Here is a 12718-nt window from a genome sequence, read left to right on the forward strand (position 1 = left end):
TCCCTGATGCATGAATTGCTGTTTCTGTTACTGCCGGTGGCGGCAGCGTATGGCTGGTATATGGGCCGTCGCAGCGCGCATCAGGATAAGCAACAGGAAGCCAACCGACTGTCACGTGAATATGTCGCTGGCGTAAACTTTCTGCTCTCCAATCAGCAGGACAAAGCGGTCGACCTTTTCCTTGAGATGCTGAAAGAGGACAGCGGCACGGTTGAAGCACACCTGACGCTGGGCAATCTGTTCCGTTCGCGCGGGGAGGTCGACCGCGCCATCCGCATCCATCAGGCTTTAATGGAAAGCGCCTCCCTGAGCTATGAGCAGCGTCTGCTCGCCGTACAGCAACTGGGCCGCGACTATATGGCGGCGGGCTTATATGACCGCGCGGAAGACATGTTTAAGCAACTCACCGATGAAACTGACTTTCGGGTGGGTGCGCTGCAGCAACTGCTGCTGATCCACCAGGCAACCAGCGACTGGCAGCAGGCGATTGAGGTTGCGGAACGGCTGGTTAAGCTTGGCAAAGAGAAGCAGAAAGGCGAAATAGCCCACTTCTACTGCGAACTGGCTCTGCAGGCGATGAGCAGCGACGATCTCGATCGTGCCATGAGCCTGCTGAAGAAAGGGGAGTCGGCCGATCGCAACAGCGCACGCATCTCGATCATGATGGGCCGTATCCTGATGGAAAAAGGCGATTACGCTAAAGCGGTGGGCCATCTGCAGCGGGTGCTGGACCAGGATAAAGAGCTGGTGAGTGAAACGCTGGGGATGCTGGAGACCTGTTTCCAGCAGCTCAATCAGCCCGACGCCTGGTCAGAGTTTCTTCATCGCTGTGTTGAAGAGAACACCGGCGCGGCTGCGGAGCTCTATCTGTCTGACATCCTTGAGCAGCAGCAGGGGCCCGAAGCGGCCCAGAATTACATCAGCCGTCAGCTGCAGCGTCATCCTACCATGCGGGTGTTCCACCGCCTGATGGATTTAAACCTGCATGAGGCGGAAGATGGCCGCGCGAAAGAGAGCCTGATGGTGTTGCGCGACATGGTTGGCGAACAGATCCGCACCAAGCCGCGCTATCGCTGCCAGAAGTGTGGCTTTACCGCCCACGCACTCTACTGGCACTGCCCATCCTGCCGCACCTGGTCTTCAGTTAAGCCCATCCGCGGCCTCGACGGCCAGTAAACCGGCCGTTACAGCTGCACTGTTAATAGCCCATTATAGTTACAACATACTAGAGAGCAGGTTAGCTTACAGACCTCAGCGACAGTGCATAATTTGCCAGGCAGGAGGGCAATGGCGATTGTGATGGTCAGACACCGCAGGTAGAATGCTTGCCGTTTGTCTATTGCGCCTGCGGGCGCCTGTTGCAGAGGAAATGCCATGCCTTCACCCCACAACGTGACCGCTTCGCCGATTCTGGTAGCGCTGGATTATCATGACCTCGACAGCGCACTGCGTTTCGTCGACCAGATCGATCCCCGCAGTTGCCGCCTTAAAGTAGGCAAAGAGATGTTTACGCTATTTGGCCCCTCGCTGGTTAACACTCTGCAGCAGCGCGGCTTTGAAATCTTCCTCGATCTTAAATTCCACGATATTCCCAACACCACCGCTCATGCCGTGGCGGCCGCTGCCGATCTCGGGGTCTGGATGGTCAACGTCCATGCCAGTGGTGGGGCTCGGATGATGAACGCGGCGCGTGAGGCGCTGCTTCCCTTTGGAAAAGAGGCGCCCCTGCTGATTGCGGTGACTGTACTGACCAGTATGGATGCAGAGGATCTCAAAGGGCTGGGCATTACGCTTTCGCCTGCCGAACAGGCAGAGCGACTGGCGAAGCTGACCCGGTCGTGCGGGCTGGATGGTGTGGTCTGTTCCGCCCATGAGGCTGTACGCTTCAAACAGGTTTTAGGTCAGGACTTTGCGCTGGTCACGCCGGGGATTCGCCCGGCAGGCAGTGATGCAGGCGATCAGCGTCGCATCATGACACCTGAGCAGGCGAAGCAGGCGGGCGTGGACTATATGGTTATCGGGCGTCCGATCACCCAATCCGCCGATCCCGCCGCCACTCTGCAGGCGATCCTGCACAGTCTGGAGACACAATAATGGCGAAGGATAATCCACTGGTTTACTCAACCGACAGCGGGCGCATTACCCAGCCGGAGCCAGCGAAGGAGCGGCCAAAAGGGGATGGCATTGTGCGCATCCAGCGTCAGACCAGTGGTCGCAAGGGAAAAGGCGTCTGCCTGATCACCGGTATCGACCTGGACGACGCGGCATTGACGCTGCTGGCGGCCGAACTCAAAAAGAAGTGCGGCTGTGGGGGTTCAGTGAAAGAGGGCGTTATCGAGATTCAGGGGGATAAGCGCGATTTACTGAAAAGCCTGCTGGAAGCCAAAGGCATGAAGGTCAAACTGGCGGGTGGCTGAAAAAAAATCGGGCTACCGAAGTAGCCCGATTGTTGTGTAGATGCTTAGCGTAGCCGATTATTCTTTTAATAAGGTCTTTAGTGGACCTGATGACCGATAATACCACCGACAGCGGCGCCACCGACTGTGCCGAGTGCGCTACCATTAGTCAATACTGAACCCCCAATCGCACCCGCGCCCGCGCCAATAGCGGTGTTGCGGTCACGTTTAGACCAGTTAGAACAGCCGCTCAGTGCAACAGCTAACGTAGTCGCCAGTACAACGGCAGTGATTCGTTTCATTGTTGTTGTCATACACTTCTCCTTTGATGTGCTCACAGAGGCAACACTCTTAGTATAGCTCCGATATTTCCTCAGCCCGCTTGTGTCGCATCATTGCCGCATCCGTGTCGGCATGGAAATGTGATCACCATGGACAAACCGTTTGTAGCGGGAGAGTCGCAATGTAAACCCGACAGGGCCACGCATTGCCTGAGAGGATTCTAAGCGTTCTGGTTAAATTCCGAAGATAGAAAATTCTGAAATCACGACACATTTTTGCATTCACAGCCATTCCTTCTGCGTTTATAGCCATTTGCTCCATAACTCTTTCGCGTCCGACTCCGCAAAATTCAGGGACGATTGTCAGCAGGAGAAAATAGATGCTGGAACACCTGAAACAACAGGTTCTGGAAGCGAATCTGGATCTACCAAAATACAACCTGGTGACCTTCACCTGGGGCAATGTCAGCGCTGTTGATCGCGAACAGGGTTTGCTGGTGATTAAACCTTCCGGCGTGCGCTATGAAGTGATGAAGCGCGACGATATGGTCGTGGTCGATCTGGCGAGTGGCGACGTGGTGGAAGGGGATAAACGCCCCTCCTCGGACACGGCGACGCACCGCGCGCTTTACCTCGCCTGGCCGGAGGTGGGTGGCATTGTCCATACCCATTCGCGGCATGCAACCATCTGGGCCCAGGCAGGACGACCGATTCCTGCCTGGGGAACCACCCACGCCGATGACTTCTATGGTGAGATCCCCTGTACCCGGTCGATGCGCAATGAAGAGATTCATCACGACTACGAGTGGAACACCGGTGAGGTGATTATCGAGACTTTTGCGCAACGTGGGTTGTCTCCTTCGGCAATCCCGGCGGTACTGGTCAACTCTCATGGCCCGTTTGCCTGGGGGAAAGACGCTCATGCTGCGGTACACAGCGCGGTTGTGCTGGAGGAGGTGGCGTATATGGGCCTGTTCAGCCAGCAGCTGACCGCTAATCTGCCGCCGATTAACCAGACGCTGCTTGACCTGCACTACCTGCGAAAGCATGGCGAGAACGCCTGGTACGGGCAAAAATAGCGAGCGGGACGCCACGGCGTCCCGTTTTTTTTAGTCTCATCTGAGACTGGTATGGCGATCTCCATCATAGTTATCAAAACAACAGGTCATTAAAAATAAAACAGCGTTTCATTTTATCGAGGCGATCACTGTTTTGATTACCTCAAGTCACTACTTTGCTTGCATCGCCTTCGGGCACTTCCTGCTCCACCCTCTGGCATAGCAAAGGTGACATCCATATGCATATCAAACGTGCAATAGACAAAATTCCGGGCGGTATGATGCTCATTCCGCTCTTTATCGGCGCACTCTGTCATACGTTTTCTCCAGGCGCCGGGAAATATTTCGGTTCTTTCACCAACGGCCTGATGACCGGCACGGTACCCATTCTGGCCGTCTGGTTTTTCTGTATGGGCGCGTCGATTAAACTCAGCGCCACCGGGACGGTACTGCGTAAATCGGGCACGCTGGTGCTTACCAAGATTGCCGTCGCCTGGGTTGTAGCTGCCATCGCCTCTCGGGTGATGCCGGAGAATGGCGTAGAAGTAGGGATGTTTGCCGGGTTATCGACGCTGGCGTTGGTGGCTGCCATGGATATGACCAATGGCGGCCTTTATGCCTCGATCATGCAGCAATATGGTTCCAAAGAGGAGGCCGGTGCGTTTGTGCTGATGTCTCTGGAGTCCGGGCCATTAATGACCATGGTTATCCTGGGCACCGCCGGCATCGCCTCATTCGAGCCGCACGTGTTTGTGGGGGCGGTCCTGCCGTTTATTGTGGGGTTTGCATTAGGGAATCTTGATCCGGAGCTGCGCGACTTCTTCGGAAAAGCGGTCCATACGCTGATTCCTTTCTTCGCCTTTGCTCTGGGTAACACCATTAACCTGGGTGTCATTGCGGAAACCGGACTGCTGGGCATCATGCTGGGCGTGTCGGTGATCATCATTACCGGTATCCCACTCATTCTGACTGATCGGCTGATTGGGGGCGGGGATGGCACGGCTGGCATAGCTGCATCCAGTACGGCAGGCGCAGCGGTGGCGACACCGGTGCTGATTGCCGAGATGCTGCCGCAGTTTAAACCGATTGCCCCTGCTGCCACGGCGCTGGTGGCAACGTCCGTGATTGTGACCTCCGTGCTGGTGCCGATCATCACGGCCATCTATTCAAAACGTGTTAAGCGTCTTCATGTTGCCGTGGAGCAGCGTGCCGCTATTAAGTAACCCGCCTAATCAATCCCCGACGCGCGAGTCGGGGATCTCTCTGGATTTTGTGTTGTAAATCAATCTCTCATTTGGTCTGGCCTCACTCTGCATTACGCTGATGTGGCGTATTTAACGCATCAAATATAAACAGAGGATGAGACAATGACAGTTATTAACCAAGCAACGTGCAGATTATTTACCGAAGTCGGCAACACCACGCAGTTAGTCGCCTATTACGAAGAAGGGCGTCGTACTATGTGGATGATGTTGCGTGCACAGCCCCGTCCGAGCTTCAACCATGAACTGATTGAGGAGATCATGAATCTGAGCTACGCCGCTCAGCGTTCCGGTCTGCCGATCGACTTCTGGGTTACCGGCTCTCTGGTGCCACAGATGTTCAACGCCGGTGGCGATCTGCGCTTCTTTGTCGAGTGCATTCGCAATAACCGCCGTGAGGCGCTGCGGGCCTATGCCCGTGCCTGCGTTGACTGCATCCATTCGGCAGCACGGGGATTTGATACCGGCGCGGTGACGCTGGCGATGATTGAGGGCAGTGCGTTAGGCGGCGGATTCGAAGCGGCGCTGGCGCATCACTTCATTCTGGCGCAGAACAACGCGCGGATGGGCTTTCCGGAAATTGCTTTTAACCTCTTTCCCGGCATGGGCGGCTACTCACTGGTCGCGCGTCGTTCCGGCATGAAACTGGCAGAGGAGTTGATTTGTGAAGGGGAGTCCCACAGCGCAGAGTGGTATGAAACGCGCGGACTGGTGGATAAAGTCTTCCAGCCTGGCGACAGTTACCGCGCCACCCGCACCTTTATCGATACGTTACGTCCTAAACTCAATGGCGTGCGGGCTATGCTGAAAGCGCGTCAGCGCGTGCTGCAATTGTCACGCGCTGAGCTGATGGATATTACCGAAGATTGGGTCGATTACGCCTTTACCATCGAACCTAAAGACATTGCTTACATGGAACGCCTGGTTCAGTTACAAAACCGCCACAGCGCATCACTGCGTAAAGCGGGTTAATCTGAATTAGCGTTAAACGCGGGCAGGATGCTTAGCCAGCCAATGCCCAAACTGTTCCGCGGGCATTGGTTTTGCGTAGTAGTAGCCCTGACGCCCATCGACACCACTGTTAAGGACAAACTTCTCTTCATCCGGGGTCTCAATACCCTCTGCAATCACCTGCAAATCGAGCGCCTTGGCGACGGCGACAATAGCTCGTACCAGCGATTGTGAGACGGGCTGTTTATTAATATCGCGGATAAAGCTTTGGTCGAGCTTGATGGCATTGATCGGCACTCGTGCGAGCTGAGAAAGCGATGAGTAACCCGTGCCGAAGTCATCCAGATGAACCTGTGCGCCCAGCTCCTGAAACTGCTTCATCAGCCGCAGGGCTTCAGCTTCATTCTCAATCAGGCAGCTTTCTGTGAGCTCAATATCGATAGGACAGTCGGTGATATTCGCCTCATGCAGCGCCTGTTTCAGGTCAGTATAGATGCTTTGATCAATCAGCTGACGTGCCGACACGTTGACGGCGACGCGCAGAAAAATGCCCTGCTGGCGCCAGACGATAATCTGTTTCAGCACATTGAGCATGACCCAGCGTCCCAGCGGCACAATCAGTCCCGACTCTTCGGCATAGGGAATGAAATCAGCAGGGGAGACCAGGCCGCGCTCGGGTGAGTTCCAGCGTACCAGCGCTTCGGCGCTGCGGACTTCACCATCACTGTCGATTTTCGGCTGGTAATGCACCAGCAGGTGATCCAGCTCCAGCGCTTTACGCAGATTGGTGTCCAGCCACAGGTACTCAAAGACCCGCTGGTTCATCTCTGCCGCGAAGACACAGAACTTGCCACGACCGTTCTCTTTGGCGTGATACATCGCGGTGTCAGCATTGCGAATAAGGCTCTCGCGATCTTCACCATGCAGCGGCGCGAAAGCGATCCCGATAGAGCAGCCGCTGTACACTTCGATTAGTCCGATACGGAAAGGCTGACGCAGGCGCTCAAGAATGCGGGAGGACATCGCCTCCAGCGCAGCCTGGCTGGTGTGCTCAGCCAGCACCACAAACTCATCGCCACCCAGCCGGCCCAGAGTCTGGTCTTTACCCAGACAGCTAAGAATCGCCAGTGAAACCGCCTGCAGTAACTGATCGCCGAACATATGACCGTAGGCGTCGTTCACTTTTTTGAAATTATCGAGATCGAGGTAGACCACGCCGGTCTCATCGCGCTCAGATCGCTCCAGCGCCAGGCTAATCTGTTGATGAATTGCGTTGCGATTAGGCAAACCGGTCACCGTATCGGTGTTTGCCAGCACCCGGAGGCGTTCCTGGGCGCGTCGCTCCTCGGTTATGTCGGTGCCAGAACAGATGAGGAAAATTTCATTTTTGCCACTGCCGCTGTGAACAAACTTATTACGAAACAGAAACAGTCGCTGACCTTTTTTGGTTTTAACCCAGCGCTCCACCTCATAGGAGTTGCCGTCACGGAAGAAGCCCGCGATGTTGCGTCGTGACTGAGAGGCCTCCTGTTTGGTCATAAAGAGCTGAAAGACGTTACGGCCAATAACCTCATGCTCATTCAGACCGGTATATTCTTCACTAAGACGGTTAAAACGCTGAATATTGCCGCGCTGATCGAGGATCACAATCACCGAGTTGGCTTCAGAAACCACCTGTTCGGCGAATGAAAGACCCAGGGTTAAGTCGCGGGCGACCGCTGAGGTATCGCCCCAGGCAGAAGCGGTTCCTGCCCAGGTCGCCTGGTTCACTTTGCGTCCGACAAAATGCATCGGAACATCAATGCCCTGCAGCGTCATGGTCAGATTGATGCTTGAAGTGATGACCGGCATCGCGCGTATCATGGCTGCCTGGCCGGGGGTTAACGGCAGGGCGATATTAGTTTGTGACGACTCATCTTCGGCAAAATGCAACGCATCGCTGTCCGCGGTCAGACGCCAATGAGGGCTGGTTGTACCGAAAAGGGTGTACAACAACGTTTGCCCTTGTTCATCGGTCATGGAAACTTCCTCCGGGAAGTGCTCTGCAGGCGTTATCTCATTATTTTAGCAACAGTATTCATCATCTGACGCCAGTACAAGATGCAAACCGAATATATTTTCCCATCCAGATAAGAATGGCACAAAAAAGCCCCGACAGTGCGGGGCTGTTTAGTGCGGTCAGCAGGGACATTTACCCAGTTTGCCTGCCTGGCTGGGGAAGCGGGCATCCAGACAGTAACGGTGGAAATCGCGCTCATTCATCGGCGGCTGATCGGGATGATGGAGTCGCATATGCTGCAGATATTTTTGATAATCCTGCACCCCGACCATTAAGCGAAAACACTGTTGCAGGCCGCGCCAGAATCCCCGCCAGCTGAATGTCTGTGGCTGTGGGGCGGCGGCAGGCTGGCAGCGGATAATCTGCCACTCTCCCTGCGGACGCCGGGACTGATGAATAGCATCAGACATGACGCACCTCCTTGTTGCGCAGCGTCACAACGGACTCATGCGTAGTAGGAAGATCGCTGCGCAGCGCCCGGCGAATGACAAAGAACGCAGAGATGAGCATCGTGACCGCCACCAGCATAAAGAAGGCGCACAGGGCCGCGTTAATCTGATTGCTGAAGACGATGGTCTGCATATCCGCCACGCTTTTTGCCGGGGCGATGATCACGCCTTCATCCAGCCCTTTGCGGAACTTATTCGCCTGCGCCAGGAAGCCAATCGACGGTTTTTCATGGAAGATTTTCTGCCAGCCTGCAGTCATCGAGGTGATAAACAGCCAGACAGTTGGCAGGATAGTCACCCAGGCGTAACGCTGCTTTTTCATTTTAAACAGCACCACGGTGCCGAGGATCAGCGCCATGGACGCCAGCATCTGATTGCCGATACCAAACAGCGGCCACAGAGTGTTAATGCCGCCGAGCGGATCGACCACGCCCTGATAGACAAAGAAGCCCCAGCCCGCGACCGCCACGGTCGTGCCGGCCATATTGCCCAGCCAGGAGCGGTTATTCGCCATAGAAGGCACCACGGTGCCTGCCAGATCCTGCACCATAAAGCGGCAGGCGCGGGTACCGGCATCGACCGCCGTCAGAATGAACAGCGCTTCAAACAGAATGGCGAAGTGATACCAGAACGCCATCATCGCCCGGCTGTTAAAGATCTCGGTAATGATGTGGGCCATTCCCACCGCGAAGGTTGGCGCGCCGCCTGCGCGGGACAGGATCGAGCCTTCACCCACGTCACGGGCGATGCCGCTCAGCATTTCCGGCGTGACGACAAAGCCCCAGCCGTTGATCACCTGAGAGGCGCTTTCAACGGTGGTACCAATCAGCGCAGCCGGGGAGTTCATGGCAAAGTAGACGCCCGGATCGAGCACCGAGGCACAAATCAGCGCCATGATCGCCACAAAGGATTCCATCAGCATCGCGCCATAGCCAATAAAGCGGATATGACTTTCCCGCTCCACCAGTTTTGGCGTGGTGCCGCTGGAGACCAGCGCATGGAAGCCGGAGATGGCGCCGCAGGCAATAGTAATAAACAGGAACGGGAACATCGCGCCGGAGAAGACCGGGCCGGTGCCGTCGATAAATTTGGTGACCGCCGGCATTTTCATCTCTGGCATGGCAAAGACAATCCCCACCGCCAGCCCGACAATCACGCCGATTTTAAGAAAGGTCGAAAGGTAGTCACGCGGAGCCAGCAGCAGCCAGACCGGCAGCACGGAGGCAATAAAGCCGTAGATCACCAGCACCCAGGTCAGTGAGGTGCCTTTCAGGGTAAAGAAGGGCCCCCAGTAAGGATGCTGGGCTACGTCACCGCCATAGATAATCGCCGCCATCATCAGCACAAAGCCAATTAACGACACTTCGGCGATTTTACCGGGCCGGATAAAGCGCATGTAGACGCCCATAAACAGCGCAATCGGAATGGTGGCCGCGATGGTAAATAGTCCCCACGGGCTGTTCGCCAGCGCCTTGACCACCACCAGCGCCAGCGCCGACAGGATAATGATCATGACGCCCAGCGCGCCGAGCATGGTCACCACACCGGCAAACGCACCCAGCTCCTGCCGCGCCATCTCGCCCAGTGAACGGCCATCACGACGGGTTGAGATAAACAGGATCAGGAAATCCTGTACCGCACCCGCCAGCATCACCCCGACCAGGATCCAGATGGTGCCCGGCAGAAAGCCCATCTGCGCCGCCAGAATCGGACCCACCAGCGGGCCGGCACCGGCAATAGCCGCAAAGTGGTGACCAAACAGCACCCATTTATTGGTCGGGACATAATCGAGCCCGTCGCTCAGCCGCTCGGCAGGCGTCATCCGGCGGTCGTCCAGTTCGAAAATATTGCGGGCGATAAACAGGCTGTAGAAGCGATAAGCGATGCTGTAACAGGCGACAGCGGCTATCACCAGCCAGACTGCGTTGACGTGTTCGCCGCGGCTGAGGGCCAGCATGGCGAAAGCGCCCGCGCCGATTAACGCCACCACTAACCAGATCGCACTGGTTTTGACGTTTTTCATGACTAACTCCTTGTGAGGACCGAGAGGAAAGCGATCGAAAACAACGAGTCAAACTTAATGTAATGGAATGTAAGTGAAAGTTAATCAGTGGAGAAGTGTGAAGCGGGGTACAAATTTAACTTTTTTGCAATGCGGGCGGGGTGGAAACAGACGGGATAACCGGAGTTATCCCGCCCGATTGACTGCTCAGAACATCACTACTCAGACGGCGGGACGCGCCACGACGCTGCGGGTTTCCATGCGGACTTCGGCGATGGTGACATCAATCACATCGGTCACACGGTAAACCACTTCGCCTTTAATCTGAACGCTGCCATTTTCCTGGCTGCAGACCAGCTCATCACGCACCGCGTGAATGAACGGCGCCGGGATAAAGGCGACCGCGCCAAACTCCAGCAGGCGAACACGCATGCCACCACGTGACACATCGATAATCTCGGCGCTGAAGCGACGGTCGGTTGCTGCAAACGGTGCCAGATAACGGGCGTAGAGCCAGTCGCCAACATCACGTTCCGCCATGCGGTTCAGGCGGCGGCGCTCACTCATCGTCACCGTCAGCGCATCATCCGGACGAGCGATCTGCTCACCGCGAATAATCGCTTTCAGCAGACGATGGTTGACCATGTCGCCGAACTTACGAATCGGTGAGGTCCATGTGGCGTAAGCCTCAAGTCCCAGGCCAAAGTGCGGGCCAGGCTCGGTGCTGATCTCAGCGAAGGTCTGGAAGCGACGGATCCGGCTGTCGAGGAACTGGGTCGGCTGGGCATCAAGCTCACGACGCAGCACGCGGAAACCTTCCAGCGTAGTGATCGCCTGCGCATCCACGGTAATACCATGGTTGGCCAGCACGGCCGCGGCCTGTTCAGCATTGGTGGCATCGAAACCGGCATGGACGTTGTAGATACCAAAACCGAGACGGTCACGCAGCACTTTCGCCGCGCAGACGTTGGCCAGAATCATAGACTCTTCAACAATGCGGTTAGCGATGCGGCGCGGTTCAGCCACGATCTCCAGCACTTCACCTTTTTCACCCAGCAGGAAGCGGTAATCCGGGCGATCTTTAAACACCAGCGCGTGGGTCTGACGCCATTCGCTGCGCGCCAGGCAGAGGCGATGCAGCAGGCGAATCTGTTCAGCAATCTCCTCACTTTCCGGCTGCCATGAGCCGCTGTTTTCCAGCCAGTCAGAGACGTCGTCATACGCCAGCTTGGCTTTGGATTCGATCCAGGCGGCAAAGAACTCAACGTCATCACCTAAGCTGCCATCGGCTGCCACGGTTACGCGGCAGGCCAGGGCCGGACGGCGCACATTCGGACGCAGCGAGCAGACATCATCAGAGAGTTCGCGCGGCAGCATCGGGATGTTAAAGCCCGGCAGGTAGTTGGTAAACGCACGCTGCGCCGCCAGCTTATCGAGCTGACTGCCTTCCGGCACATAGGCAGTAGGGTCGGCGATAGCGATGGTCAGACGCAGGGCGCCATCGTCCAGTGCTTCCGCAAAGAGCGCATCATCCATATCCTGGGTGCTGGCGCTGTCGATGGTAACGAAATCCAGCGCGGTCAGATCTTCACGCGTCAGATTTTCATCCATCATCTCGCCAAAACTGACATCGGGCGCTTCACGCTCAAGGTTATGACGCGACAGCGTCACCCACCACGGCGCCAGATGGTCATCAGCTTTGACAATAAAATCGGTAAGTTCGGCATAAAAGCCGCGATCGCCTTTCAGCGGATGGCGACGCATCTCCGCCACGGCCCAGTCACCATTTTCAAACTCATGGCTGACATCGCGCGCAGGGCGACACTGGATCGCATCCTTCAGCAGGGGATGATCCGGCACAATCGACAGGCGATCGTCTTTCTTCTGTACCCGGCCAACAAAGCGGCTCAGGAACGGCTCAACCAGGGTTTCCGGCTCAGCGCTTTCGCGATCTTTATCGCTGTGGATCACGGCGGTGATGCGATCGCCGTGCATCACTTTCTTCATCTGCGGTGGCGGAATGAAGTAACTTTTTTGCGCATCGACTTCCAGAAAGCCGAAGCCTTTTTCAGTGCCTTTTACGACGCCTTCAGCACGAGGCGTTTGCGAATGGAGCTTCTCTTTCAGCTGCGCGAGCAGCGGGTTATCCTGGAACATAATTTTTACGTTTCGTTGGCTGATTGCGGCTGACAGTTTTACGCGAATCGACGTCGCGCGGCAAGGCAAAAAGCCGGACGAGCCGGCTTTTTAGGGGGGAGTG

General features: G+C 56.1%; 11 protein-coding genes. 6 read left to right on the forward strand and 5 right to left on the reverse strand.

The features are described from left to right. Positions 1-6: 6 nt before the first annotated feature. The 3 genes from lapB (at position 7) to yciH (ending at position 2417) form a co-directional block, all read left to right on the forward strand. The gene (gene lapB, locus AFL22_RS17355) at positions 7-1176 is read left to right on the forward strand and encodes a lipopolysaccharide assembly protein LapB (RefSeq protein WP_010244490.1); all 1170 of its coding nucleotides are present in this window, start codon (positions 7-9) and stop codon (positions 1174-1176) included. A gap of 198 nt (positions 1177-1374) precedes the next feature. Next, positions 1375-2094 carry an orotidine-5'-phosphate decarboxylase gene (gene pyrF, locus AFL22_RS17360; protein ID WP_179257157.1) on the forward strand — a complete coding sequence of 240 codons (720 nt, stop codon included), beginning with the start codon at positions 1375-1377 and terminating at the stop codon, positions 2092-2094. Beyond that, positions 2094-2417: a stress response translation initiation inhibitor YciH gene (gene yciH, locus AFL22_RS17365; RefSeq protein WP_010244495.1), complete on the forward strand. Its 324-nt coding sequence runs from the start codon at positions 2094-2096 to the stop codon at positions 2415-2417. Before pyrF ends, yciH begins: the two co-directional genes overlap by 1 nt. Before the next feature lie 77 nt (positions 2418-2494). Here yciH and osmB read toward each other — a convergent pair whose 3' ends face one another. Continuing rightward, positions 2495-2710, reverse strand: a complete 216-nt coding sequence (gene osmB / locus AFL22_RS17370) for an osmotically-inducible lipoprotein OsmB (protein ID WP_003853848.1) — start codon at positions 2708-2710, stop codon at positions 2495-2497. 347 nt (positions 2711-3057) lie between these two features. Here osmB and araD point away from each other — a divergent pair, with 347 nt between their 5' ends. From araD to AFL22_RS17385, 3 genes are all read left to right on the forward strand, one after another. Then, entirely contained in the window at positions 3058-3756 is a 699-nt protein-coding gene (gene araD, locus AFL22_RS17375) for an L-ribulose-5-phosphate 4-epimerase (protein WP_052271809.1), read from the forward strand. Between the two features lie 218 nt (positions 3757-3974). Continuing rightward, on the forward strand, positions 3975-4958 hold the full coding sequence (kdgT, locus tag AFL22_RS17380; RefSeq protein ID WP_010244511.1) for a 2-keto-3-deoxygluconate transporter: 984 nt from the start codon (positions 3975-3977) through the stop codon (positions 4956-4958). 144 nt (positions 4959-5102) lie between these two features. Next, the gene (locus tag AFL22_RS17385) at positions 5103-5969 is read left to right on the forward strand and encodes a crotonase/enoyl-CoA hydratase family protein (RefSeq protein WP_003853843.1); all 867 of its coding nucleotides are present in this window, start codon (positions 5103-5105) and stop codon (positions 5967-5969) included. A 12-nt stretch (positions 5970-5981) separates the two neighbouring features. Here AFL22_RS17385 and pdeR read toward each other — a convergent pair whose 3' ends face one another. The 4 genes from pdeR to AFL22_RS17405 all read right to left on the reverse strand — a co-directional run bounded on the left by pdeR (position 5982) and on the right by AFL22_RS17405 (position 12615). Then, positions 5982-7967: a cyclic di-GMP phosphodiesterase gene (gene pdeR / locus AFL22_RS17390; RefSeq protein WP_010244518.1), complete on the reverse strand. Its 1986-nt coding sequence runs from the start codon at positions 7965-7967 to the stop codon at positions 5982-5984. A gap of 159 nt (positions 7968-8126) precedes the next feature. After that, on the reverse strand, positions 8127-8417 hold the full coding sequence (locus AFL22_RS17395) for a CstA-like transporter-associated (seleno)protein (RefSeq protein ID WP_010670244.1): 291 nt from the start codon (positions 8415-8417) through the stop codon (positions 8127-8129). Beyond that, a complete protein-coding gene (locus AFL22_RS17400; protein WP_010244523.1) occupies positions 8410-10479 on the reverse strand; it encodes a carbon starvation CstA family protein in 2070 nt (689 codons plus the stop codon). Before AFL22_RS17400 ends, AFL22_RS17395 begins: the two co-directional genes overlap by 8 nt. A 201-nt stretch (positions 10480-10680) precedes the next feature. Continuing rightward, on the reverse strand, positions 10681-12615 hold the full coding sequence (locus tag AFL22_RS17405; RefSeq protein ID WP_052271810.1) for an exoribonuclease II: 1935 nt from the start codon (positions 12613-12615) through the stop codon (positions 10681-10683). Positions 12616-12718 lie beyond the last annotated feature (103 nt).

This window comes from Pantoea sp. CFSAN033090 (assembly GCF_001264395.1).
In the GTDB taxonomy this organism is placed as follows: domain Bacteria; phylum Pseudomonadota; class Gammaproteobacteria; order Enterobacterales; family Enterobacteriaceae; genus Pantoea; species Pantoea agglomerans.